General features: G+C 44.1%; 19 protein-coding genes and 1 pseudogene. 13 read left to right on the forward strand and 7 right to left on the reverse strand.

The window, feature by feature from the left end:
- Positions 1-64: 64 nt before the first annotated feature.
- On the reverse strand, positions 65-1,252 hold the full coding sequence (locus M9189_RS05555; RefSeq protein ID WP_250725257.1) for a PQQ-dependent sugar dehydrogenase: 1,188 nt from the start codon (positions 1,250-1,252) through the stop codon (positions 65-67).
- Between the two features lie 160 nt (positions 1,253-1,412).
- Between M9189_RS05555 and M9189_RS05560 the strand changes: the two genes are divergently transcribed.
- Both M9189_RS05560 and M9189_RS05565 read left to right on the forward strand, forming a co-directional pair.
- Positions 1,413-3,983, forward strand: coding sequence for an AsmA family protein (locus M9189_RS05560; protein WP_250725259.1), 2,571 nt, complete (start codon positions 1,413-1,415; stop codon positions 3,981-3,983).
- Between the two features lie 131 nt (positions 3,984-4,114).
- Positions 4,115-4,354 (forward strand): hypothetical protein, encoded by a 240-nt coding sequence (locus M9189_RS05565; RefSeq protein ID WP_250725261.1) that lies wholly within the window; start codon positions 4,115-4,117, stop codon positions 4,352-4,354.
- A 168-nt stretch (positions 4,355-4,522) separates the two neighbouring features.
- On the opposite strand, the gene rplS is transcribed toward M9189_RS05565, so the two are convergent.
- Entirely contained in the window at positions 4,523-4,870 is a 348-nt protein-coding gene (gene rplS / locus M9189_RS05570; RefSeq protein ID WP_250725263.1) for a 50S ribosomal protein L19, read from the reverse strand.
- Between the two features lie 176 nt (positions 4,871-5,046).
- On the opposite strand from rplS, the gene M9189_RS05575 reads away from it, so the two are divergent.
- The 5 genes from M9189_RS05575 to M9189_RS05595 all read left to right on the forward strand — a co-directional run bounded on the left by M9189_RS05575 (position 5,047) and on the right by M9189_RS05595 (position 11,484).
- Positions 5,047-6,423, forward strand: coding sequence for an MFS transporter (locus M9189_RS05575; protein ID WP_250725265.1), 1,377 nt, complete (start codon positions 5,047-5,049; stop codon positions 6,421-6,423).
- A gap of 129 nt (positions 6,424-6,552) precedes the next feature.
- On the forward strand, positions 6,553-7,533 hold the full coding sequence (locus M9189_RS05580) for an ROK family protein (protein ID WP_250725267.1): 981 nt from the start codon (positions 6,553-6,555) through the stop codon (positions 7,531-7,533).
- A 147-nt stretch (positions 7,534-7,680) separates the two neighbouring features.
- Positions 7,681-8,886, forward strand: coding sequence for a tryptophan synthase subunit beta (gene trpB, locus M9189_RS05585; RefSeq protein ID WP_250725269.1), 1,206 nt, complete (start codon positions 7,681-7,683; stop codon positions 8,884-8,886).
- Positions 8,886-9,761 carry a cation diffusion facilitator family transporter gene (locus M9189_RS05590; protein ID WP_250725271.1) on the forward strand — a complete coding sequence of 292 codons (876 nt, stop codon included), beginning with the start codon at positions 8,886-8,888 and terminating at the stop codon, positions 9,759-9,761. Before trpB ends, M9189_RS05590 begins: the two co-directional genes overlap by 1 nt.
- A 163-nt stretch (positions 9,762-9,924) precedes the next feature.
- Positions 9,925-11,484, forward strand: coding sequence for a potassium/proton antiporter (locus M9189_RS05595; protein WP_250725273.1), 1,560 nt, complete (start codon positions 9,925-9,927; stop codon positions 11,482-11,484).
- Between the two features lie 108 nt (positions 11,485-11,592).
- Here M9189_RS05595 and M9189_RS05600 read toward each other — a convergent pair.
- A pseudogene (locus M9189_RS05600) lies at positions 11,593-13,113 on the reverse strand (IS1182 family transposase); the annotation flags it as partial.
- Between the two features lie 251 nt (positions 13,114-13,364).
- Complete coding sequence (locus M9189_RS05605) at positions 13,365-13,646, reverse strand: hypothetical protein (protein ID WP_250725275.1); 282 nt, start codon at positions 13,644-13,646, stop codon at positions 13,365-13,367.
- 269 nt (positions 13,647-13,915) lie between these two features.
- Here M9189_RS05605 and M9189_RS05610 point away from each other — a divergent pair, with 269 nt between their 5' ends.
- Entirely contained in the window at positions 13,916-14,479 is a 564-nt protein-coding gene (locus M9189_RS05610) for a helix-turn-helix domain-containing protein (RefSeq protein ID WP_250725277.1), read from the forward strand.
- Between the two features lie 3 nt (positions 14,480-14,482).
- A complete protein-coding gene (locus tag M9189_RS05615; RefSeq protein WP_250725279.1) occupies positions 14,483-16,141 on the forward strand; it encodes an AMP-binding protein in 1,659 nt (552 codons plus the stop codon).
- Positions 16,142-16,205: 64 nt separating this feature from the next.
- Here the strand turns inward: M9189_RS05615 and M9189_RS05620 are convergent, their stop codons facing one another.
- Together M9189_RS05620 and M9189_RS05625 are read right to left on the reverse strand one after the other, a co-directional pair.
- On the reverse strand, positions 16,206-16,628 hold the full coding sequence (locus M9189_RS05620) for a DoxX family protein (RefSeq protein WP_250725280.1): 423 nt from the start codon (positions 16,626-16,628) through the stop codon (positions 16,206-16,208).
- Positions 16,629-16,759: 131 nt separating this feature from the next.
- Positions 16,760-17,227, reverse strand: coding sequence for an outer membrane protein assembly factor BamE (locus M9189_RS05625; protein WP_250725282.1), 468 nt, complete (start codon positions 17,225-17,227; stop codon positions 16,760-16,762).
- Between the two features lie 174 nt (positions 17,228-17,401).
- Between M9189_RS05625 and M9189_RS05630 the strand changes: the two genes are divergently transcribed.
- Together M9189_RS05630 and M9189_RS05635 are read left to right on the forward strand one after the other, a co-directional pair.
- On the forward strand, positions 17,402-18,697 hold the full coding sequence (locus tag M9189_RS05630) for a S28 family serine protease (protein WP_250725283.1): 1,296 nt from the start codon (positions 17,402-17,404) through the stop codon (positions 18,695-18,697).
- A gap of 215 nt (positions 18,698-18,912) precedes the next feature.
- A complete protein-coding gene (locus tag M9189_RS05635) occupies positions 18,913-19,188 on the forward strand; it encodes a hypothetical protein (protein WP_250725284.1) in 276 nt (91 codons plus the stop codon).
- 74 nt (positions 19,189-19,262) lie between these two features.
- Here M9189_RS05635 and M9189_RS05640 read toward each other — a convergent pair whose 3' ends face one another.
- A complete protein-coding gene (locus tag M9189_RS05640) occupies positions 19,263-21,452 on the reverse strand; it encodes a PAS domain-containing sensor histidine kinase (protein WP_250725285.1) in 2,190 nt (729 codons plus the stop codon).
- Between the two features lie 263 nt (positions 21,453-21,715).
- Between M9189_RS05640 and argS the strand changes: the two genes are divergently transcribed.
- Positions 21,716-23,509, forward strand: a complete 1,794-nt coding sequence (argS, locus tag M9189_RS05645; protein ID WP_250725286.1) for an arginine--tRNA ligase — start codon at positions 21,716-21,718, stop codon at positions 23,507-23,509.
- Positions 23,510-23,600: 91 nt separating this feature from the next.
- Complete coding sequence (locus tag M9189_RS05650; protein WP_250725287.1) at positions 23,601-24,998, forward strand: PepSY-associated TM helix domain-containing protein; 1,398 nt, start codon at positions 23,601-23,603, stop codon at positions 24,996-24,998.
- The last annotated feature ends 70 nt before the right edge of the window (positions 24,999-25,068 follow it).

Below are 25,068 nucleotides of genomic sequence, written 5' to 3' on the forward strand. Positions count from 1 at the left end.
TCTTATACCCTGCACGTTGCAAAACAAGCGAGCTAGTCTGTACCGCATGTTTTAACCCGGTTTGTTATTCAGCAGGAACGAGTCTGTAGATCACCCCGGGAGTCTCTACAGCGACGTAGATCAACCCGTCAGGACCTACGGCGACATGTCTTACACGTCCGATATCCTTGAGCAGCACCTCTTCGTGTACTACTTCATTGTTGACCAACTCAGTACGCAGAAGATACTTGAGAGCCAGAGCCCCGCTCAGGACGCTGCCTTCCCAGACCTTGAAGGGTTCACCGCTTACAAAGGCCAGTCCGCTGACACCCGGTGAAGGAGTCCACTGTACTGCAGGCTGCTCCATACCTTCCATGTGAGTGTCGTTGCTGATTATCGAACCGTCATAGTCGATGCCGTAAGTAATAACAGGCCATCCATAGTTTGCTCCCTTCTTAATCAGGTTTAGCTCATCACCACCCTTGGGACCGTGTTCGTTGACCCAGATCAATCCGGCCTTAGGATCCTTTGCCATTCCTTGTGGATTCCGGTGACCGTATGAATATGTTGAAGCTACAGCACCGGGAGTGTTTACAAAAGGGTTATCTTCAGGAATATCACCATTATCGTGCAGACGATGCACCTTACCACCGTGGATAGTAAGATCCTGTGCATTGGGCTTGACGCCCCTTTCACCAACGGCAACGTAGAGATAGCCATCATTATCAAAGGCGATACGTGAACCAAAGTGTAGGGTGCTGCGGCTGTTGGGTCCTGCCTTCCAGATTACTTCTTTGTCAACCAGAGTATTACCATCCAGACGAGCCCTCATCAAGGCCGTATTGCCACCCTCACTTTTACCTCCGGGACCATAGGCTGCATAGGTAAAGTAGAGCCAACCATTGTTTCCATAATCGGGATGAAGCTGAATATCCATCAGTCCACCCTGACCATTTACAAAAATCTCAGGAAGTCCATCGATAGAAGCAATTCGCTGTCCGTCGCTATAGCGATAGAGCTTTCCGCTGCGTTCGGTGACCAGCAGGTCACCGTCGGGCAACCAGGTCATGCCCCAGGGCACATCCAGTCCGGTAATATAGGTTTCAAGATAAAAATCCAGCTTCTCGGATTTTTGCAGGGTGCCGGATACCGGTTTTTTACCTTCATCACTTGATGTTTCTTGATTGTCAACGCATTGCGAGGCTGTGCCGAGCAATACTATGGCCATTCCGGCTGCCAGAGAAAGGATGAGGTTGTGTCGTGCTATTTTCATGGCAATTGATATTTTTAATGTTAGTGCCTGATATTGTGTAAGTTTTAACAGACAACCTCTTTCTTTGTTTATTATCAGGTAGGGAAATATTTCCCCCTGATTTATTGTGAAAGCCCCGCAGTTCTCATTAAATTTGGTAGTATATTTAAAACAAAGTCAGATGAAACGTTTTCTTAAAATTTTCTTTGGTGTGTTCGGCGGCTTGTTCCTGCTGCTGCTAATTCTGCCTTTTGCGTTCAAGGGTAAGATTGAGGCGAAGGTAAAGGACGTGATAAATGAAAATATCAATGCTACAGTTTCCTGGGATAAATTCTCACTTTCATTAATTCGTAACTTCCCAAATCTGGGCATTGGGCTTAACGGGCTCACTATTATCAATGACGCTCCCTTTGAAGGGGATACCTTGCTGTATATTGGCAGGTTTTCTGCCTCAGCCGATGTGATGAGCGCCATCAAGGGAGATGCAATCGATATACGTTCGGTGCTTCTTGACAATGTTAAAGCCAACCTGAAGGTGAATGCAGATTCGGTAGCCAACTGGGACATCGTTCCCGTAAGTGAAGAAGAGGAGGTGGTTGTTGAAGAGGAAAGCAGTTCTGCATTCAACATCCTGCTGAGGTCTTTTGAGATCAGAAATACCTCTCTTTCTTATGCTGATGCCACATCGGCACTTGTAACTACTATTGATGGTTTCAATTCCCAGATGACAGGTGACCTCAGTGCTGACTATACCACTATCTCTATCAAGAGTGGCATTGAGGCTCTGAACCTGACAATGGACGGTATTAAGTTCATCAATAACGCTGTCGTTGACCTACGTGCCAATATTGGTGCTGATCTTGAAAACATGGTGTTTAAGTTTGAGGAGAATGAACTGAACTTCAGCGGCATTCCGCTCTTCTTTGAGGGGATGGTTGCCATGGTTGACGAAGGCATTGATATGGATGTAAAACTGGCTGCAACTGATACCGAATTCAAGACCCTGCTGGCTCTTGTTCCAGATGAATATATGAAGGACTTTGAAGGCTTGCGCACCAGCGGAAACATGGCCTTTAACGCTGTTGCCAGGGGACTTTTTGTAAGTGCTGACACCTTGCCTTCATTCAACCTTGCGCTGCAGGTAAAGGACGGTTTTGTACAGTATCCCGACCTGCCCAAGTCTATTAATGGAATCTCCATTGACTTCCTGGTTGACAACCCCGGAGGTAGTGCCGACAATACTGTGCTGGACGTGAAAGACTTCAGGTTTACCATCGACAATAACCCCTTTGGTGGAACCTTTAAGTTGATCACTCCGGTTTCCAATGCCACCTTCAACGGTGAAGTGAAGGGAACAATCAATTTTGCATCCCTGATGGATGCAATACCACTTGACAGTATTGACCTGAAGGGTATAATGAAGGCTGACCTTAGCTTTGCCGGTGACTATAACATGATAGAAGCTGAGAAGTATGAGGATATAAAAGCCAACGGGGTTGTGGGACTCACCAATTTTGAATTCAGCAGTCCCGACCTGCCAATGGGAGTATTGATACCTGAGGCCGGTATGAACTTCTCACCGCGTTACGTTGAACTCAGTTCCTTCCTCTGCAAGATTGGCGAGAGCGATTTCAGCCTGAAGGGTCGTCTTGAAAACTATCTGGCCTATGTGCTGAGCGACGGAACCCTGAAGGGTAAACTGCAGCACTCGTCTGAGTTTATCAATACCAACGAGCTGATGGCTCTGGCCGGTGAAGAAGAAGAGGTTCAGGAAGACACTGTTGCTGTGACCGGCAAGGTGCTGATACCTGACAATATTGACTTTGACATGACTACAAATATCAACAAGCTTGTTTACGACAAGCTGACTGTCGAGTCTGTCAAGGGTAACCTGCTCGTTAAGGATGCCAGGGTGCTTCTCAAGGATGTAAGCACCAATCTGCTCAATGGTGCAATGAAGCTCAAAGGCGAGTACAACACGCAGGACACCCTGAAGCCTTTTGTAAATATGGACCTGACACTTGACAGAATAGATGTTAACAAGGCAGCCAATTCATTCTCAATCGTTGAGACCATGCTGCCTATCGCACAGAAGGCAACAGGAAGGGTTTCCACATCATTTAACTTTAGTTCGGTGCTCGGCGATGGCTTCTCACCTGTAATCAGTTCGCTAAACGGCGGCGGTTTGCTGAAGTCCGACGAACTCTCACTTTCTGGAGCCAAGGTACAGCAAGCGCTAGTTACCATGCTTAAGGATGAGAAATACGCTATTGCCAAGGCCAAGGACTTCCTGCTCAATTTCAGTATCGAAAACGGAAACCTTTTTGTGAAGCCATTTGACGTAACGGTATTCGACAAAAAGGTCAACTTCGCCGGAAGACAGGGTCTGGACCAGTCAATGGATTATATTATCAAGATGCCTGTAAGCCGCAAGGAATTATCCAACATAGCCGGACTGATAGGTATAAAGGGTACTCTGCCAGATGGCGATGACGTTCTGGTTGGAATCAAGATTGGTGGTACCCTGACAGATCCACAGCTAAGTTTCAACTCTGATGACATTGCCGCTGCGCTCAAGTCAGAACTTAAGAAAGAGGCTGAGAAGGCTGCTACCAAGGCTGTCGAAAAAGTAGGTGAACAAGTTGCCAAGGAAGCTGAAAAGGCTGTTAATGACCTGATCCAGGACGAAGAAACCAAGGAAAAAATTCAGGAAGCAGGCCAAAAGTTAAAAGACCTATTTAAAAGAGAATAGTCCGGGTAGGTCCGGGCATTGCAGGTCTGACCTGATACAACAAAAAGCACTGCTCCCGGGCAGTGCTTTTTGTTTTTTATGACACAGTCCTTAGAGTATGGAGATAATCGGCAGTGTCACTCAAAGCGCACATGATAAGGCTTACGCTATATATAGTCCTGCTGGTAAAGAACCGCACTAACTTTGACCTGGATTACAGGACAGATATTCAGGTACAGGAGGGTGTTGAATTCGAAGAGACCTCAAATGTCGGTATTCACGCCGGCGTTAAAGTTACCGAAATGTGGCCCTATATGATTTACAATATTGCGCTCTATGAGTTCAGTTTGAAGAGAGAAGCAGAATTAGAGGAGGAAGTATTTGTCTATTAACCAAGGTTGTGCTAGCAAGGATGGGACCTAAGTGCCGATTGAAGGACTATTTAGTGGGAATATGAGAGAGTAAGTCCGGGTTCGGCATAAATGAAGGCGTGGCCATATAGAAAGGAATAAAAAAAGGGTATCCGGCGGGATACCCTTTTTCTATTTCTTTCTGACGGATCAGATTCTCTTTTCCTTGATACGAGCTTTCTTTCCAGTAAGTTCGCGGAAGTAGTAGATTCTGGCACGACGTACTTTACCTTTCCTGTTAACCTCAACTTTGTCAATATAAGGAGAGTTGATTGGGAAGATACGTTCTACACCAACGTTGTTGGAAATCTTGCGTACTGTGAATCTCTTATTGGCACCATGGCCTTTGATTTGTATCACAACTCCGCGGAATACCTGAATACGTTCCTTATTTCCTTCTACAATCTTGTAGTGTACTGAAATTGTGTCACCGGGTCCGAACTCGGGAATCTCAACTTCAGTCTTAAAGGCTTCTTCAGCAACTTTAATCAAATCCATTTTAGTAGCTTTTGAATATTAAACCTAGCGTGCAATATGGTATGATCCCTCATGTTCATCCAGAGATTACACGGAACGGGCACAAAAGTAGTCTTTTCGTTTCAATTGGGAAAACAAAACCTGAAAAAAATTATCTTTGCCGCGTCATTAAATAAATAGGTACAAACAAGCACTATATGGAGAAGAACAACAACCTGAGGGTTGGGATGCCTGTCTTTAGCAGCATCTTTTTTATTATGGGTTTTGCCACTACGTTCATTATCCAACTTAGTGCACCACTCAAAGCAGTTTTTAACCTTAGTGAATTTCAGGCCCAGCTTGTTACTTCTGCCTTCTTTGTTGCTTACCCAATAATGGCCTTCCCGATTAGTATGCTTGTCAACCGTATAGGTTATAAATATACTGTAATTGCGGGACTAATACTTATGGGCATAGGAAGTATGGTGTTTGTTCCGGCTGCCAAACTACCTTCATACCCGCTCTTCCTGCTTGCAACTTTTATTCTGGCCGTTGGTGTGGTGTTTCTGCACGTTACGGCTAACCCTTATGTGGCGGGTATGGGTGAAGAAAAAGCGGCTTCGAGTCGTCTGAACCTTACCCAGGCTCTCAACTCTATTGCTACTATGATAGCACCCTGGGTTATTGCAATGATGATATTCAAAGGCCTCGTGCTGGCACACGAGGCCTCTGAGGCCGAGAGACTTGCCTACGGACTTGAGGTTGCATCGCGTATCCCGGCATCCTTTATTGCCCTGGCTGCTTTGGTGTTTTTTGCAGTGATTTCCCTGTTTTTTATAAAGCTACCTGAGCTGGCTACTGAACAGGGAGGGAAGAAGGGCAATGTGCTTAAATACCCCCACGTTCTGCTTGGTGCACTTGCGATATTCTGCTATGTGGGATCTGAGGTTGGCAATGCGGCTCTTATGACCAACTACCTGCGTACTGGTTCACTTGGCCTGTCTGCCGAAACTGCAGCGTCATATGTTGCTGTCTATTGGGGTGGTGCGATGATTGGCCGTTTCTTTGGCTCTATGATGTTTTCTGATACCCCTGTAAAGAAACTGCTTGTATATGTCCCGCTTATCCTGTTGCTTGCCTTTGTTTCCGCAACCTTTGTGACAGGCTACAACTGGAAGATGGGAGCCATCTTTACTCTGACGTCGGCACTTAACTTTGCCTTTATGGTAATTGGCAAGGGACAGCCTTCACGCAGTCTTGCGATATTCGCGCTTGCTGCAGCCATGCTTGGATTGCTCACGACCTTTACAACTGGTAATATTGCACTGTGGACAGTTGTTTCAATCGGATTGTTCAACTCAATTATGTTCCCCAATATCTTTGCACTGGCTGTAAAGGATCTTAAGGGTAGCGAACTGGCTTCAGCATCGGGTTTTGTTAACTCCTTTGTTGTTGGTGGTGCAGTTGTTCCCGCTATTATGGGTTCGATAGCCGACATTTACGGCTATACATTTGCCTATATTGTGCCTGCAATCTGTTACCTTTATATCATGTTTTACGCAATCAAAGGCAGTAAAATAAGGCTGAAGGGGTAGTCTGGATCAGGTGATGCAGAAGGAAAGGATCAGCTGAAGTACCTTAGAAGGGTGCAGGAATTCGCAGAAGAGTCTTTTAGACTGCTTGACTGGTAATGAAGTAGAATTGCATATTTAAAATATAAAGAGATGATAAAGAGATTTTCCATAGGAATCGACATAGGCGGAACCAACACCGCAATTGGTATTGTTGATGAGGATGGTAACGTATCGTTCAAGGGAGGCATCGACACTCCCGGTCATGGCGATATTGCCCGCTATGTTAAGGACCTTGCTGCTGAAGTTACCGAGATGGCAAAAAACCTGAAGCTGAGCAATCCTGACTGTGAGATACTAGGTATTGGTATTGGTGCTCCAAATGGTAACTATTACAGTGGAACCATTGAGTTTGCACCAAACCTGTCATTCAGAGGAGTAATCCACATAGTAGACCTGCTCAAAAAGGAATTTCCCGAGTACAAGTATATCGCTCTGACAAATGATGCCAATGCGGCTGCCATAGGTGAGATGATCTACGGTGGAGCAAAGGGGATGAGGAACTTTGTTATGTACACCCTCGGAACAGGCGTGGGTAGTGGTATTGTTGTAAACGGTGACCTGGTTTACGGTCATGACGGTTTTGCAGGTGAATGCGGCCATACCACACTTATCCCCGGTGGACGCCTTTGCGGATGTGGAGCCCTTGGTCACCTTGAGGCCTATTGCTCTGCTTCGGGAATGAAGAGAACTGCATTCGAACTGCTTGCAAAATACAATGGTGTAAATAGTATTTTGGCCAACTATTCGTTCAAGGATCTTACATCCAAGGTAATCTATGATGCAGCTATCCAGGGCGACGAGATCGCACTTGAAGTGTTTGAAATCACCGGTAAATACCTGGGAATGGGAATGGCAACTACTGTTCACCACCTCTCTCCGGAAGCCATCTTCCTCTTTGGTGGTCCCACTGCCGCAGGCGACCTGATCTTCAAACCAGCCAAGGCCAGTCTTGAGGAAAACCTGCTTCCGATATTCAAGAATAAAATCAAACTGCTGCCTTCCAGACTGAGTCATGGTGACGCAGCAATTGTTGGTGCCAGTGCTCTGGTATGGAAGGAAAAGTCGAAATAGGGACATAACCATATGATATTGAAAGGTATCTGCAACTGTGCAGATACCTTTTTGTATAGCTGAATATACAAGTAAAAAAGTGTAAGCATCAAGCCTGATTTTTATAATATTTTTTAACTTTACCCTACCTAAATAAATAAATTGGTCATGTCAGAGAATTATTTCAAGAAGTATCCCTCCAAAGATGGTTATTTTCAAGAATATGGAGGTGCCTATCTTCCACCTGTGCTGGAAGAGGAAATGAAAAAAATAAATGACGCCTATTTTGCTATCAGCAAGTCGCACAACTTCATCTCTGAGTTGCGTAGCATTCGCAAGCATTACCAGGGTCGTCCCACACCGGTTTACTACTGCAACCGCCTGTCGGAAAAGTACGGTGGCCGTATTTACCTGAAGCGTGAGGACCTGAACCATACCGGTGCGCATAAGCTGAACCACTGTATGGGTGAAGCCCTGCTTGCCAAGTACATGGGTAAGAAGAAGCTGATAGCTGAGACCGGTGCTGGGCAGCATGGTGTTGCACTTGCAACTGCTGCTGCATATTTCGGTCTTGAGTGCGAAATCCACATGGGCGAGGTGGATATTGCAAAGGAACACCCAAATGTTGTCAGGATGAAGATCCTCGGTGCAAAGGTAGTTCCCGTTTCCTTCGGACTGAAGACTCTTAAGGAAGCCGTTGACTCTGCCTTCGAAGCTTATCTGAAGGATCCTGTCAACTCAATATATTGTATTGGTTCGGTAGTCGGACCTCACCCATTCCCGATGATGGTTCGCGACTTCCAGCATATTATCGGAATTGAAGCCCGTGAGCAGTTCTTTGATATGACCGGTGAACTGCCAGACAGCGTAGTTGCCTGCGTGGGAGGTGGTAGTAATGCCATGGGTATCTTCTCCGGATTCCTTGAAGATAAGGAAGTAAATCTTTATGGTATCGAACCAGCTGGCCGTTCGCTTGAAGTTGGTGAAAATGCCGCTACCATTACCCTTGGTAAGCCCGGTGTAATCCACGGATTCAAGTGCTACCTGCTGCAAAATGAAAAGGGTGAACCAGCTCCGGTATATTCTGTGGCCAGCGGTCTTGACTATCCGGGTGTAGGTCCCGAGCACAGTATGTTGCACGATATGAAACGTGTAAAGTATGACTATGCTTATGACAAGGAGACTATAGATGCATTCTTTGAACTGAGTCGTATGGAGGGTATCATTCCGGCTCTTGAAAGTGCACATGCTGTGGCATATGCATTGAAGCTGGCTAAGACTGAACCAAAGACTTCAATCCTGGTTAACCTAAGTGGAAGAGGGGATAAGGATATTGATTTTGTGATGGAGAATTGGGGTAAGGATTATTTATAATGAAAGTCGAACAAGTAGCAATTAGAACTTCTTATTTCAGTATTGCCGGAAATGCCTTGCTAGCGCTAGCTAAAGCGCTGGCGGGCTTTTTTGGTAATTCATTCGCACTTATTGCAGATGCGATTGAGTCGCTCACTGATGTTTTTTCTTCAACCTTGGTACTCCTGGGACTCAGGTATGCCAGCAAGCCGGCAGACGACAACCATCCATACGGGCACGGAAGGATAGAGCCCCTTGTAACCTTTGCCGTAGTGGGATTCCTGATTATTTCTGCAACAGTAATAGCCTATGAGGCAATTCAAAATATCGGTACCCCACATGAGACTCCCAAGGCCTGGACGCTTATTGTTCTGGGAGTTATAATCCTTTGGAAAGAAGCCTCGTTTCAGATTGTGCTGAGGCGCAGCAAAACAACAAACAGTTCATCTCTCAAGGCCGATGCATGGCATCACCGCAGTGATGCCATAACCTCGGTAGCCGCATTTGTAGGTATTACTTTTGCAATAGTGATGGGAGAGGGGTATGAAACAGCTGACGATTGGGCTGCCCTTTTTGCTACGGTTATTATTCTCTACAATGCATTCAGAATATTCAGGCCGGCTCTCGGTGAATTGATGGATGAGAATACTTACGAGGAGTTGACTGATGAGGTCAGGCAAATATCTATGTCGGTGCATGATGTTGAAGGTACCGAGAAATGCTTTGTGCGCAAGGTGGGACTTCAGTACCAGATAGACCTCCATATTAGAGTTGACGGAGCGCTGACAGTAAAGCGCGGCCATGATATTGCCCATGAAGTCAAGGATACCCTTAAGGCGAAGCTACCTCAACTTGCCAATGTACATATCCATGTTGAACCCACCTGGGAGGGGTAAGAATTACCAATAATCACTTCCAATAGCGGATTTTTTTTGATTTTTCTTAAATTTGTAGGGAATCACATCATTTTGTACTAATAATACTGCAGAAGTGATGGTCCTGGCTCTTTGAGCCACCGTGTGGATAGCTTATTTATGTAGTATATTTCATTCCTTATATATGCTGAATGTTCAACTGGAGATTTCGTTATTTGTTTTTTCGATACTTTTCTTTGTAAGTATTTTGGCAGGTAAGGCCAGTTCCCGTTTTGGTGTACCTGCCTTATTGCTGTTTCTTGGCGTGGGAATGCTCTTTGGCAGCGATGGTTTTGGAATCCAGTTTGAAAATATCAAAATAGCGCAGACCATTGGTACTATAGCACTGTGTATTATCCTGTTTTCAGGTGGTATGGACACCCAGCTCTCTGAGATACGTCCGGTAGCTGCACAAGGGGTAATTCTGGCTACTGTCGGGGTATTTCTTACAGCAATAATCACAGGCCTTTTTATATGGTGGATCTTAGGGAGGACGACTGCCGGTACAGGAGTCGGATTGATGACCTCACTACTGATGGCCTCTACTATGGCTTCAACTGACTCAGCGTCGGTTTTTTCAATTTTGAGATCCAAGGGACTAAACCTAAAAAACAACCTGCGTCCTTTGCTGGAGCTCGAAAGCGGAAGCAACGACCCGATGGCCTATGTGATGGTAGTTACCTTTATGAGTCTAATAAAGGCTGGGGCAGAACCCAACTTTCTGATGGCGTTGGGTGTTTTGCTGTCGCAGCTTATTATTGGGGTGGTTGCCGGTTATCTGTTGGGAAAGCTTGCGGTACGTGTGATAAATAACTTCAAGATTGGCAATGACTCATTATATCCCATCCTGGTTTTCACTTTCTGCATATTTATATTTTCATCTACTTATTTTCTGAAGGGGAACGGTTTCCTGGCGGTTTACATTGCCGGACTTGTTATAGGTAACTCAAAGTTTGTACATAAGCGTTCCTCACTTAACTTTTTTGATGGTCTGGCCTGGATGTTCCAGCTTATCATGTTCCTTACGCTTGGTTTGCTGGTCAATCCTACGGAACTGATACCAATAGCTATACCCGGTCTGATAATAAGTGTAGTAATGATTCTTATTTCAAGACCAGTTTCTGTTTTCATAAGTATGTTGCCATTCAAGAAGATGCCTTTTATGGACAAGGCATATGTTTCATGGGTGGGTCTAAGGGGAGCGGTTCCTATTATTTTTGCGATTTTTCCACTTGCAGAGGGTGTGCCTCATGCAAGATTGATATTCAACATCGTATTCTTTTGTACGCTGGTTTCCCTGCTGGTACAGGGTACATCCCTTGGAATTATGGCTAAGTGGATGGGGCTGGCCGAGAAGCCCAAGAGGTCATTTAGAGTAAAGGATTTTGACCTTGAATTCTCTGACGATGCTATCAAGTCGGTTACCACTGAAATTTTGATTACTGATCAATTACTGGAGCGGGGCAACCACCTGATGGACCTTGCTCTTCCTGAAAAGACACTTGTGGTAATGGTTAAACGTGCAGGGAAGTTCTTTGTACCAACCGGTTCGACTACCCTGCTTAAGGATGATAAATTGCTTCTGATTACGGATAACGAGGAGGCACTCGAAGAAACGTACAAGAACCTTGGAAGAGGTTGTCCAATTAAGGGCAACCTCTTTTTCAATTTAAGCAAGTTGATAAGAATAGATTTCGATTTTTAGATGAACATGTTTACGAAAATTCCATATTCCTTTTTGGATTTTTGCATATAGGGGTTCAAACAAGAAGAAAATTGCATTTTGGAGTACTGTTTTTGAAACACACGCACCTTTGCCTATGATTTTTCTTAAGTTATGAGCAATAGCTATCAGGCCAAACTCGATTTCAACTTTCTTAAGGCCTTTCAGTGTAAATCTGGTGAACTTGTTGTTGTGTTTTATTTGTCCAAACACTGCTTCCGGTTCTATTGGGCGTCTACTTCTGTGATATAGGCCCTGTTCACTTAATAGCTGTTCCCTGGCCTTCTTTTTTAGGATCCTTAACCTGTGATTGATCTCTATTATTCGATTACCGGTAGCTTGAAAACAAAGTCCGCGCAACGGGCATCCAGTACAGTTTTGCGCTTGATAACGTGTCACCTTTGATACATACCCATTCTCAGAAGTCACTTTTCTTTCACCTTTATTGGTCATATGCTGTCCCATCGGGCATACATAATAATCTTCATGTTCGTTGTAATATAGGTTTTGGCTTAGAAATGCATTCTTTTTAAATGCTCTTTTCTGTTCTTTGTGGAAGTAGTTGTACTTGACAAAGTACTCTATATTATTTGCTTCCAGGTATTCATAATTCTCCTCGCTTCCGTAGCCGGCGTCTGCAACGACCGTAGAGCTATGACTTCCATATTGGTTTTTAAATCCCTCCAGATGACACTTTAATGTTCTTGTATCACCTGGGGTTTGATGGATACTGTAATGGGTAATAATCTGGTTCTCTGTACTAATCTGAGGATTATAAGCTGGTTTCAGCTGCCCATTCTTCATATGATCTTCTTTCATTCGCATGAAAGTAGCATCCTCGTCAGTCTTGCTAAAACTGTTGCGATCACCCAGAGTGTCAAGTTGCTTCTCGTATTTCTCCAACCGTGGCAGATGTTCCTCCTGTAATTGCTTTAGTTGCTTAGATGTGGACTTATTTGTATCCTTAAGCCTGGTGTTAAGCTCAGCTATTTTGCTTTTTAATAAATCTGAGTCTATTGATTGGGGCAAATCTTCTTTGTTGAGAGTTTTTGAGTCCTCTTTAATTTGACTATCAATATCTTTAAGAATACTCCTTATCCTTTCTTCCAGTTTTGCTTTGTTTTTCTCAACTGTGCCTCGCCATACAAAGGTGTACCTGTTTGAGGTAGCTTCTATTTTTGTTCCATCAACATACTGTACCTGAAGACTCACAAACCCCATACCATGCAGTAATCTAACTACTTCTGCAAAGATGGTCTTAATTTCTCCCTGCAAACGGGTACTCCTAAAATAATTGATTGTTCTAAAGTCTGGAACACAGCCCTTTGATAACCAGATAAAATGAATATTCTCTTGTAAAGCCTTTTCAATCTTTCTGCACGAAAATATGTTGTTTAGATAACTGTAGAACAGTATTTTAACCATCATTCTTGGATGAAAACTGCTAGCACCACCACCTTTGTATTTATTTAGTATAGATGTGATATCCAGTTGATCTACAACCTTATCAACCAGACGAACTGGATGGTCTGCTGGTATGCGATCCAAGAGGTTTTCAGGGAATAACTGAGCTTGATTGTTTGGAAGCTCTTTGAAAACAACTTTTTTCATCATAGATTGATTTATAGCATTAATATACTATATATCAATTATATAACCAACTTTTTCGAGAAAAAAATCAAACAAAAAAAGAGACTGCCTGATCTTTTTAGACAGCCTCTTTTTTTTGTCTTTCAGGGTGGTCACATACAACTGGTAAGACTTGCTATGGGTTTGATTTGTTGTCGAAAAGCTTAGGGAAACAAAAAAGGCCTGCCCAGAGGAGGGCATGCCTTCTAAACTTTGAAGAAAGAAAAGATCAATTAGAAGTCATCATCAATACCATCAAGGTCATCGATGTCGTCATCGAATTCATCGTCATCAATCAGAGAATCCAAATCATCATCATCGAAGTCCTCTTCAAATTCTTCAGCATCAAAATCTTCATCATCGTAGTCTTCGTCCAGGTCGTCATCGTCTATTGGAAGATCCTCGTCATCCCAGTCGATGTCGCCATCTTCCTCCATGAACTCATCGAAATCCTCATCGAAGTCATCATCAAAACCGTTATAGATGCTTTCTTTTGCAAAAAGGCTTTTCTTCATTGTGTTTATGATTTTTCTGTTGGCAATTATATTCATCGTGTTTGAGGGTTCAAATATATAGAAACCCGAAATAAGTTTGCAAATATTAGCTTCAGATTTTGTCCCAATTTAATCCGTGTTACGATGACAAAAACCATTTGTTCCGATTTTTAACTTTTAAAGTAAAATTAGTACAAATAAGGAATATGACGGTGATTAATTAATGATTTGAACTATTTTTGTGTGTTTTCCGTCGAATTGTTACTAAACCAAAACACAAAAAAACAACTATGCAACCGGGAACTAAAATCAGGTCTTTACGAGAAGAGAGGAATCTAAGCATTCAGGATTTGGCAACTAATGCCAATCTAGATGTGCAACAGTTGCAACTGATAGAGAATGAAGAAGTTGCCCCCTCTCTTGGTGTGTTGATTAAAATTTCCAGAGCTCTCGGAGTTCGACTAGGCACCTTTCTTGACGATCAGGTAAAATCAGGTGCCGTGATTTCAAGAAAAGGCGATGAAGAGAAATCGGTGAGTCTTTCAAGCAGAGAGGCTTCACAGCACGAAAAACTTGCCTTTTTCAGTCTTGCAAGACAGAAAGCCGACCGTCATATGGAACCATTCATGGTTGAAGTTAAGCCGGGCAAGCCTACTAATCCTCATGCCTCTACTCATGAAGGTGAGGAGTTTATGTACGTTCTTGATGGATCCATCAGGGTTGAATACGGTAAGGAAGAATATATTCTTAATGCCGGAGATTCTATATATATAGACTCTGTAATCAAGCACCAGGTGTACAGTGCTGATGACAAGACTGCAAAGGTACTGGCGGTTGTTTATTTACCCTTATAGTTTATGGCTATGGAAATTGAACTGATCGATTATACCCTGGGCCAGATGCTTGAGAAATGGGTGAAGGAAGAGCCCAACAATGACTTCATGGTTTACCCCGACAGAGGACTGCGATTGACCTATGCCGAGTTTAACGACAGGGTCAACCAAATGGCCAAAGGATTTATGGAAATCGGTGTTACAAAGGGAAGCCACGTAGGTATATGGGCTAATAATGTACCCGACTGGCTCACTATTATGTTTGCCACTGCCAAGATAGGCGCCGTACTTGTTACCGTTAACACCAACTACAAGCTGGCTGAACTTGAGTATATAATTAAGAATGCAGATCTGCATACCTTGTGTATTATTGACGGATATCGTGACAGTGACTATGTGAGCATGACTTTTGAATTGGTACCTGAACTTAAGAACTGTCAGAGGGGACACCTAAAATCAGCACGTTTTCCTGAGCTTAAGAACGTGGTCTTTGTAGGTCCTCAAAAGCACAGGGGTATGTACAATACTCCGGAGCTTATGGCTCTCGGTAGTCAGGTTGATGACAAAGTTCTGGATGATGCTGCAAAGACCTTCGACTGTCACGACGTTGTAAATATGCAATATACCTCGGGAACTACTGGTTTTCCCAAAGGGGTTATGCTTACTCACCACAACATACTCAACAATGGTAATCAGGTAGGTAATAACATGCACTATACCTGTAAGGACAGGCTCCTGCTATGTGTACCATTATTCCACTGCTTTGGTTGTGTTCTCGCTGTGTGTGCTGCAGTAACTCATGGTGTATCGATGGTTCTTGTTGAGGACTTCGACGCACTGCGTGTACTTGCCGGAATACAGAAGGAGAAGTGTACTGCCGTGTACGGTGTACCTACAATGTTTATTGCAGAACTGCACCACCCGATGTTTGAAATGTTTGACCTGTCCACCCTGCGTACCGGTATTATGGCCGGAGCCTTGTGTCCGGTTGAAACAATGAAGCAGGTGATGGAGAAGATGCACTGCAAGGATATAATTATTGTCTATGGTTTGACAGAGACTTCACCAGGTATGACTACCACCAGGGTCTTCGATCCTGCTGAGATCAGGGCTACTACAGTGGGGGTTGAACTGCCCGGTGTAGAAGTCAAGATTGTCAATCCAGAAACAGGCGAGGAGTGCGGTCCCGAAGAACACGGTGAGATCTGCTGCCGCGGATACAACGTTATGAAGGGTTATTACAAGAACCCAGAAGCTACCGCACTTGCAATTGACAAGGACGGATGGCTGCACTCAGGTGACCTTGCGATGAAGACCAAAGACGGATTCTATAAGATAACAGGTCGTATCAAGGATATGATTATCAGGGGTGGTGAGAATGTCTATCCTCGTGAGATAGAAAACTTCATTTTCAATATGCCCCAGGTCGAGCTGGTAGAGGTAGTAGGTATACCCGACCAGAAATACGGTGAGATCGTAGGCGCTTTTGTAAAGGTCAAGAAGGGTCAACAACTATGCGAGGCAGAAGTACAGGAATTCTGCCGTGGCAAGATTGCCCGCTATAAAATCCCGAAACATGTATTCTTTGTCGATGATTTCCCAAAAACAGCAAGCGGGAAAGTGATGAAGTATAAACTAAGGGAAATGGCGGTTGCTCTGGTTAAACAAAAGGAGAATGCATAAAGAATAGGGCCGGTCCACTGAGACCGGCCTTACGCTTTACATTTAACCAAACTTTGAATGCTTTTTACTTTTTCCCTATAAGGGCATCTACCGAGTATCTTCCTGAGCCCAAAATCATTGTACCTGCAAAGGCCAAAAGATACAGCAGGGCCATTTCCTTTGATGAACCTCCACCTGCACTCATAGCAAACAGAGGATCACTGAAATGAACTATTATTCCTGCCACAAACATTATGCCGATTAGTCCAAGTGAGGCTAATCTTGTTTTAAACCCTACGAGTACAGCAAGACCAGCAACGAATTCAAGGAAGGTTGCAAGGCCCAGATTTATAGCAGGACTAAGGCCAAAGAGTGGCGGGAACTGAAAATTACCGCTTAGCAGCATCTGTAGCTTGCCAAGCCCGTGTCCAAAAGCAATAAAGAAACCGAATCCTACCCTTAGTACCAAGGCGGCAAGATCAACTGTGTTGTTAGTAGAACTTTTCATCTCTAAATCCTGAATAGTTTACAATGTGAAATTTACTACATAAAAAAGAAGGATGTAATATTTTACATCCTTCAACTTTGCAATAAACACCCTGGTTACTATAAAGTTCAGTTGCCTACGTTAATAAAAAGTTATTCAGGCCATATATACTCTTCCTCTTCTTCATCCCAGAATGGACCCCACTGAATTTCAGACAGATGTCCATCTTCAAACCATAGGTTGAGGCTTACCTCAGGAATTGAGGCTACGATCTGTTCCTCACCTTCTTCATTGGCTATGGTTTCAATTTCTACATCACCCAGACCAAGAATTTCAATCTGCTGCAACACCTCTTCCTGGCTTAGGCCTATCAGGTCTATGCCTTCAAACAGGCTGTCGGTAGAACTAGCAGCGAGTGAGCAAAGTTTGAATCCTTCTTCTTCGTCAAAAGATGCGGATAACTCAATAGTGTCGTAATGCCATGCTTCAGAACCGCCTAGTTCACCGTCAAAGGGTGGGAGTACCTCCTTTTCGCTCGGTTCACCCAAAATGCTTACAACTTCTGCACGGGTCATTCCGAACTTAACTTCACCGATTCCTTGTCCAAGTTTGATGTCCATATTCATATTTATAACTATCTTACTTTATAGTACAATAATACGAAATATAGATTATATGTGGTAATAATAATGTAGTTTATATTTACATAGATTATTAACAATTGCACGGAATTATTGTAAAGTAAAGCGGTGTAACAGCTTGGTGTTTTGAAAATAAGATAAAGAAAATAAATTATGTTTTGTAGGATAAAGGCTCTTTGTGCAGTTCTGGGTGTCATATTGCTCAGTATGACATCCTGCGCTATTAAGTACAACACTCCTCTTGCCTATATGGAGGAAAAAGGGGGAGTTGCTTTTGAGAGGGCAGGGGGAGATGATTTCTTTGAATCGACATATCTGTTGTGGTTTGAGCAGCCAATAGATCATAATAATCCTGCTGCAGGCACTTTTAAGCAAAGGGTATGGCTATCACATAAGTCAGCTGATGCTCCTGTGGTTTTTATAACTGAAGGATATAATGTGACAAAGCCATATAAATCCGAACTAGCTGAACTTCTTGAAGCAAACCAGATTATTGTTGAGCATCGCTTTTATGGGGAGTCGTGTCCCGACAGTGTATTGTGGGGCTACCTCACTATTAAGCAGTCGGCAATGGACCTGCACAATATTGTTAAGTATTTCAGGAAGCTGTACCGGTCACGATGGGTATCGACAGGCATAAGTAAGGGAGGAACCACAGCTATTATACATAGGGCCTTTTATCCGGACGATGTGGATCTTACTGTAAGCTATGTGGCACCCCTGAATTTTGCGCGTGAAGATGAAAGACTAATCAGTTTCTTCGATAAAGTGGGCACAGAAGAGATTCGGGCCAGGATCAGGGACTTTCAGATCGAAGTGCTGAGTCGCAGGGATAGTATTTATCCTCGCTTTGCAGCCTGGGCAAGGGCTAATAAGGTAAGCTTTGCCATGGGACCTGAGGCGGCATTCGAGCTTGCGGTACTTGAGTATCCCTTCAGTTTCTGGCAGTGGTGTGTACCTCCTGCCTCCATTCCGGGTAAGGATGCCAGTGCAAAGGAATTATATGCCGCCCTGTACCGAGGGGTGGACTTCAGGTATTTCTCGCAGTTGGAAGGCGACAGGATGGCACCATATTTCTATCAGGCCTATACCCAGCTGGGACATTATGCCTACAATGCATCGTATCTGAAGCAATATCTAAAGTACTACCCATATGATATTGTAAGTAGTGATATACTCACTCCCGATACTGGCCGGGCATTGTACTATGATCCCTCTGCAATGGAGGAGGTGAGACACCGTCTGATTATAAATGATTCTCCTATGATACATCTGGTGGGAGCAAAGGATCCCTGGAGTGCAACAATGGCCGATATCCCCGGATTGAGGCACAATCACCTCTTTGTTGATCCTGAGGGCTGTCACCACACACGTATAGGAAATATACCTCAGACTATGAGGGAGCTTGTATTGGATGTGATGAACCTCTACCTGAAAAGGGGCAGATAACCTAATATTGATACCGGGCTCTGAGCCTGGCTAATATCCCAACTCACAGCGGTCACTTCGGCTGGATTGTAGACCGCTGGATGCTCAGTATTCGCTGGATGTTCATGGACCGCAGCTTGGGTTCAGATGCTGATTATATACCTTGGTGTTTGTTTTTTTGTCCCCGGCAAACTATATTTGACGGGTTGGCGTTCAACATTAAAACTTTATAGACTATGGCAAGCATTAGACAACTTAAGAAGGACATCAATTTTCTGGCTTCAGAATTGGTATCACTGGCGTACTACAACAAGATGATACACGGTAAAATAACTGACGAGGAGCTGGATACCTATATAGCCAATGCTCTTGAGTACAGGAGTAACCTTATTGCCAGGGCCAATACCCCTGATGGTAAAGACAATCCAAAGTTGGTAAAGAAATACTATCAGGAGCTAAGGAAGGATATGCTGGGAAAATTTGAGAAGTTATTCACCGAAGTATCAAAATAAAAAATAGAGCCGCAAGGCTCTATTTTTTTGGGTCCCGAAAGCAATGCTTTGTGGGACTTATTTTCTAACTCAGTCTAGTTCTTGTGGAAGGTAGTAGATAGGATGTTCATAGAACCCAGATCCCTTCTTTCCATAATATTCAGGATAATCGGGATATTTACGGCCGTTCTTATCACTTCGTTCAGACCCATAGACATCAGCTTTTCCCTTCTCTGAGTGTCCAGATTCTTTGTGATTCCAATCAACTTGAGGTCTCTGCTGACTTCCCTGATCTTAGGCAGCAACTCCTGCCACAAAGGAAGCTGATCCAGAGCCAGAAGCATAAAGCGCACTTTGTTTGAAAGCAGCATGGCCTTCATCTCCTCTGTATTTTGAGCCCACATTACCTGGAAGTTGATAGGCCTTGAGTTTTGCGACAATTCGGTATATATCTCCTCAGTCGGAGAGACTACCATTAGTTTGTTAATCATAGAAAGCGGGCCACTGGAAACCTGCATGAATGGTGAACCCTGAGGGTGAAGCAGGTCGGGTAGTACAAAGCGGAATTCAGATCCCTTACCGGGTTCGGAGACTACCCACTGGTGGCCTCCAAGGAACTGAATCAGACGAGACGCTATCGAGAGGCCGACTCCCATACCGCTGAATTCCCTCTCATTACTGTCGTCAACCTGTCTGAACTGCTCAAAGATCTCCCTGTGTTTATTTTCCGGAATACCGATACCTGTGTCTCTAACATAAAACTCGTACAGTTGAGGAGCCTTCATACGGACACCGATCTCGATAACCCCTTTCTTTGTAAACTTGATACTGTTGGCCAGCAAGACCTTCAGTATCTGTTTTAGTCTTACCCTGTCGGTTGCTATACCATTGCGGATAATATTCTGGGGAAGCTCGAAGAAGAGCTTGATGTCATCCTGATTTGGGCATTCCTCCAGCCAGAACTCGTGCAACTGATGGAAGAGGGGCTCGAAATTGCATATATCCGATTTAAGTTGAATCAGACCCGCTTCAATCTTGGAGAAGTCGATAATATTGTTGATTTGGGTAAGCAGTTCCTTACCACTCCGACGTATCAGTTTGATAAACTCCTTTCTCTCCTTGTCGCTTACGCCCGGCTCTGCAAGTAGTTCGGAGAAACCCATGATTGAGTTCATCGGGGTACGAACCTCGTGCGACAGATTAGCAAGGAAGGATGATTTGAGTCGGTCACTTTCTTCGGCCTTGATCTTATACTCATCAAGTTCCTTATTTCTTTCAATGGTCTTTGTAAGATCCACTATCACAAATACAAGGGCACTGGAACCAAAGTAGTTGATACCTGAAACATAGATACGGACCGGAACAGGGTGACCCTTCCGGTCGTATATAATACTCATGAAATCAATATTTCTGTGGCTGTCATCGATAGCAACTTTCTGATTGGATATCTCCCTTTTGAAGTTTACCGGAGAGAGTTCGTCAATCACTTTACCAATAAGTTCATCCCTTTTCATTCCCTGCAATGTACATGCTGCACTGTTGACGTCAAGGATGCGACCATCCATACCTTCGATAAAGACCGGGTAAGGAGCCCTGTCAAGAATTTGTATGAGTACATCCCTGCCGGATTCAGGATCCGTTATTGAGCGCAGTTCGCTTCCGTGAATACTGTGCAGGGTCAGGTACATTACACAGTCTGGATCTCCCGGACGGCTGCGGGTCACTCTCACTTTGTAGCTCGTTCCCGTTGCTGATGTATAGAAAACAGAGGGAGATTCAAACTCATCCATGCTCTTATCCCTGAATATAGGATCAAGAGAGGCTGCCAGTTCGGACGGCAGTATGTTGAGCACCAGAAGGTTTTCCATATTGGCCTTTACCGAACCGAAGGCCTTGGCAAAGCCACTGTTAACATAGCAAATCATGCCGTTTGGAAGACAAACTGCAGTTGGGGTGGGGTAGTGATCAAATATTCTGTACTGACTATTCTCAATCTTATCTGTTGTAATCTCCTTGTCTGCCGTGACTTTTCTTTCAAAAAATGTAGTTCTTCCGGCCTTTTTGCGGAGCTCACGAGAACGATTCATGTTCTTGCGAAGCGTGGTATATACAAAAAGGACGATTCCGGCCCCAATGACCAGTAGCAGTAGAAAGCCAGCTGCCTTTAATCTGCCAATGTTAATAAAATCTTCCTCTGCAGCAAGCAGGGTAGGTATAAATCCGTGTATGGCAGATACAGAAGATGATGAAATAAGTGTGATATAATATGCTAATATTCCGTTCATTGCTCAATAATTCCAGTTCGTTGCCTAATGGGTTAGAAATATACAGGTGAAAACACCCGTTTAAGTCTAAATATACGTTAAATGCACTTAAATGTCGATTGGCAAATCGACATTATTTCCATTTAAATGACAAAAATATGGAATCATTACACTAATAAATTGCTTTTATATTACTAAGGTTCCAAAAAGTGGTTTTGAAGTGTGGAATTCTTATCTTTGCACGGTTTTTACATAGCTTATTACAACATAATATTCCTTTATATATGACCATTGAAGAACAGTTACGCAATACAGTCATAGAAGCTGTAGAAAAGCTATACGGAGAAAAGGTTGATGAAAAGACCGTTCAGGTTCAGCTGACACGCAAGGATCAGAATGGTGACTATACTGTTGTTGTATTCCCTTTGCTTAGGGTTTCTAAGAAGAAACCAGAAGAAACGGGAGCTGATCTGGGTAATTATATTAAGGAATACCTGCCCTATATTGACTCGTATGAAGTTGTAAAGGGCTTCCTGAATGTAAATCTGTCGCATTCATACTGGATTGGCCAGCTCAATGCAATTGTGAAGGAGAAGGAGTTTGGGTTTATGCCAGCTACCGAAGAGTCCCCATTAATGATGATAGAGTACTCCTCTCCCAATACAAACAAACCGCTCCACCTGGGACATATCCGCAACAATTTGCTGGGCTATTCATTGTCCCGTATCGCCGGTTCGAATGGCTACAGGATAGTGAAAACCAATATTGTCAACGACAGGGGTATTCACATCTGTAAGTCAATGCTTGCATGGAAGAAGTGGGGTGAAGGAGTGACGCCTGCTTCAAGCGGTGAGAAGGGCGACCATCTGGTAGGACGCTTCTACGTGCTGTTTGACAAGCATTACAAGGAAGAATTGAATCAACTGCAGGCTAAGGGATTGAGCAAGGAGGAGGCCGAGAAGCAGTCAACTCTTATGGAAGAAGCCCGTGAAATGCTGCGCAAGTGGGAAGCCGGTGATGAGGAGGTTGTAAGTCTGTGGAAGATGATGAACAGTTGGGTTTACGAAGGTTTTGATATTACTTACAAGAACCTGGGTGTTGATTTCGACATTATATATTATGAGTCTGATACCTATTCAATAGGACGTGATAAGGTGCTTGAAGGTCTTGAGAAGGGTCTTTTCTACAAGAAGGATGACGGCAGCGTATGGGCAGATTTGACTGATCAGGGGCTTGATGAAAAGCTGTTGCTCAGGGCTGATGGTACTTCTGTATATATGACACAGGATATTGGTACTGCCAAACTAAGGTTTGACAAGTACAAGATTGACAAGATGGTCTATGTAGTGGGTAATGAACAGGACTATCACTTCAAGGTCCTTTCAATACTGCTGGACAAGTTGGGTTTTGAATGGGGTAAGGACCTCGTTCACTTCAGCTACGGTATGGTTGAACTACCCGAAGGTAAGATGAAATCACGCGAAGGTACTGTGGTTGATGCAGACGACCTGATGGAAGAGATGATCAATACCTCACGTGAAATGTCCAGGGAACTCGGTAAACTAGAGGGATATACGGAGGAGGAAGCCGAGCAGGTGTATCGTATGGTTGCCCTTGGCGCACTCAAATACTTTATCCTGAAGGTTGACCCCAGAAAGAATATGACCTTCAATCCCAAGGAGTCTATTGATTTTAACGGTAATACCGGACCATTTATTCAATATACCCACGCCAGGATCAAGTCTATCTTCAGAAAAGCTGCTGACAAAGGCATTCCGTGGAGCGGTTCGGCACCCTCAAATGTTACTCTCAACGAAAAGGAAAACAACCTAGTACGCAGTATCGCGGTATTCCCCAATGTTGTTAAGGAAGCCGGTGCTGCTTTCAGTCCGGCTGTAATAGCCAACTATGTCTACGAACTGGCAAAGGAATATAACCAGTTTTACCACGACAGTCCTATTCTTTACGAGGAAAATGCAGATCTGCGTGAGATGAGACTTTCGCTCAGTCATGCAGTTGCCGAGGTAATCAAAAAGGGAATGTGGCTGCTTGGCATCGATGTGCCGGAGCGTATGTAATTTGATTACTACCTGAAAAACCACTAGATTTAGGGATTTCAATATTTCTCCGGGCCATGTATTTTGGCCCGGAAATAATACTTTGTGAAAAATGGAGAAAGAAGTAGCGAAATCCGGAAAAAAATCTCTCTGGAACCCCATCAGAAAGTGGTTTTTTGTTATCCACAAATGGGCAGGTATTGTAAGTGCCCTGATTCTGTTTGTCGTATGCCTCACCGGAACCATTTACACCTTTCAGGAAGATATTATCAGGTGTCTTAACAAGGAAAAGTACATTGTTAAGGCAGTAGACGGTACCAGTCCCATTAGCATAGAAGATGCCGTACAAAAGGTAAAGGAGGCAACGGGAGTTGCCCCCCGCTTTATCAATATTCCTTATTCTTCAGACAATGTATGGATTGCCAATGTCGTAACTCCTGAGGGAGGACGTAGAGGTACCAACTACTTTGTAAACCAGTTTACCGGTGTTGTTTCAGAAGGCGGCAACCTGAGGGGACAGGCCTTCTTTATGACTGTGTTCCGCCTGCACAGATGGCTATTACTGGATACTGCAATTGGCCGCCCTATTGTGGGTTGGGCAACCATTATAATGATCCTGCTCGTAGTAAGTGGTATTGTGCTGTGGTTTCCCCGTAAACTGAAGAACATTGCCAGGAGACTTAAGATAATGTGGAACGGAGGTTCTTACAGGTTAACTTACGACCTGCATAATGTGCTGGGTTTTTACACTGCAATTCTGGTGCTGATTATGTCAGTTACAGGATTGTTCTGGTCCTTTGATTGGTCACGCAAGGCCATTTATGGAGTGCTGGGAGTTGAAGCACCGGGTGGACCGGGAGGACCACAGGGTGGTGGAGCAGGCCAGGGACAGGGTGCCAGATCCGGTGGTGCCAGATCCGGTGGTGCCGGATCAGGTCAGGACGGTTATAAGGCAGGTGGGGAGCGTGGTGAGAGAGTAGGGCAGCGCAGTGAAGGCCGTGGTGAAAGAAGAGGAGAGGCTGCCCGGGGACAACGTCGTGGTAGTGGAAGGTCAGTTGAGGCTCAGGCTGCTTCCGGTGGTGATATCACAGTTGCTCAGACAGACCCGGCTGATACTGTAGTGGACAGTACTGCAGTTGGCCTCACTGCTGATTATATAGCATTTGCGCAGCTGATAGAGGCTGCAAATAAGGAATTCTCATATAAGGGCAATCTCAGGATTACTATCCCATCTGAGGAAGATGAGACTGTAAGTATTTCAAAATCGGGCGCAGCCTTCTTCGCACGTGCAGGAAGTGATAATATTGTTATCTCAAGGGTTAGTGGCGAGGTTGTGAAAGTTGACCGTTACTCAGACAAACCGCTAAACCAGCGTATTGCATCATCAATTCGGGCCATACATACAGGTGAGATTTTCGGTACTTTTTCGAAGATATTGTACTTTATTGCCTGTCTTATTGCAGCTTCTCTGCCTGTTACCGGACTTATAATGTGGATCAAGAAGTGGTGAAAGCTTGGAGTCAGATTATCGGGAGTCTGTCAGGGGAATAAGAAACTGACAAATTAAAGGGGGCGTCTGG

The organism is Xiashengella succiniciproducens, assembly GCF_023674465.1.
GTDB classification, from domain to species: domain Bacteria; phylum Bacteroidota; class Bacteroidia; order Bacteroidales; family Marinilabiliaceae; genus Geofilum; species Geofilum succiniciproducens.

What these genes read in the sequence shown, in the direction of transcription:
- M9189_RS05555 (WP_250725257.1), bottom strand. Translation starts at nt 1,252, where the DNA reads ATGAAAATAGCACGACACAACCTCATCCTTTCTCTGGCAGCCGGAATG.
- M9189_RS05560 (WP_250725259.1), top strand. Translation starts at nt 1,413, where the DNA reads ATGAAACGTTTTCTTAAAATTTTCTTTGGTGTGTTCGGCGGCTTGTTC.
- M9189_RS05565 (WP_250725261.1), top strand. Translation starts at nt 4,115, where the DNA reads ATGATAAGGCTTACGCTATATATAGTCCTGCTGGTAAAGAACCGCACT.
- rplS (WP_250725263.1), bottom strand. Translation starts at nt 4,870, where the DNA reads ATGGATTTGATTAAAGTTGCTGAAGAAGCCTTTAAGACTGAAGTTGAG.
- M9189_RS05575 (WP_250725265.1), top strand. Translation starts at nt 5,047, where the DNA reads ATGGAGAAGAACAACAACCTGAGGGTTGGGATGCCTGTCTTTAGCAGC.
- M9189_RS05580 (WP_250725267.1), top strand. Translation starts at nt 6,553, where the DNA reads ATGATAAAGAGATTTTCCATAGGAATCGACATAGGCGGAACCAACACC.
- trpB (WP_250725269.1), top strand. Translation starts at nt 7,681, where the DNA reads ATGTCAGAGAATTATTTCAAGAAGTATCCCTCCAAAGATGGTTATTTT.
- M9189_RS05590 (WP_250725271.1), top strand. Translation starts at nt 8,886, where the DNA reads ATGAAAGTCGAACAAGTAGCAATTAGAACTTCTTATTTCAGTATTGCC.
- M9189_RS05595 (WP_250725273.1), top strand. Translation starts at nt 9,925, where the DNA reads ATGCTGAATGTTCAACTGGAGATTTCGTTATTTGTTTTTTCGATACTT.
- M9189_RS05605 (WP_250725275.1), bottom strand. Translation starts at nt 13,646, where the DNA reads ATGAAGAAAAGCCTTTTTGCAAAAGAAAGCATCTATAACGGTTTTGAT.
- M9189_RS05610 (WP_250725277.1), top strand. Translation starts at nt 13,916, where the DNA reads ATGCAACCGGGAACTAAAATCAGGTCTTTACGAGAAGAGAGGAATCTA.
- M9189_RS05615 (WP_250725279.1), top strand. Translation starts at nt 14,483, where the DNA reads ATGGCTATGGAAATTGAACTGATCGATTATACCCTGGGCCAGATGCTT.
- M9189_RS05620 (WP_250725280.1), bottom strand. Translation starts at nt 16,628, where the DNA reads ATGAAAAGTTCTACTAACAACACAGTTGATCTTGCCGCCTTGGTACTA.
- M9189_RS05625 (WP_250725282.1), bottom strand. Translation starts at nt 17,227, where the DNA reads ATGGACATCAAACTTGGACAAGGAATCGGTGAAGTTAAGTTCGGAATG.
- M9189_RS05630 (WP_250725283.1), top strand. Translation starts at nt 17,402, where the DNA reads ATGTTTTGTAGGATAAAGGCTCTTTGTGCAGTTCTGGGTGTCATATTG.
- M9189_RS05635 (WP_250725284.1), top strand. Translation starts at nt 18,913, where the DNA reads ATGGCAAGCATTAGACAACTTAAGAAGGACATCAATTTTCTGGCTTCA.
- M9189_RS05640 (WP_250725285.1), bottom strand. Translation starts at nt 21,452, where the DNA reads ATGAACGGAATATTAGCATATTATATCACACTTATTTCATCATCTTCT.
- argS (WP_250725286.1), top strand. Translation starts at nt 21,716, where the DNA reads ATGACCATTGAAGAACAGTTACGCAATACAGTCATAGAAGCTGTAGAA.
- M9189_RS05650 (WP_250725287.1), top strand. Translation starts at nt 23,601, where the DNA reads ATGGAGAAAGAAGTAGCGAAATCCGGAAAAAAATCTCTCTGGAACCCC.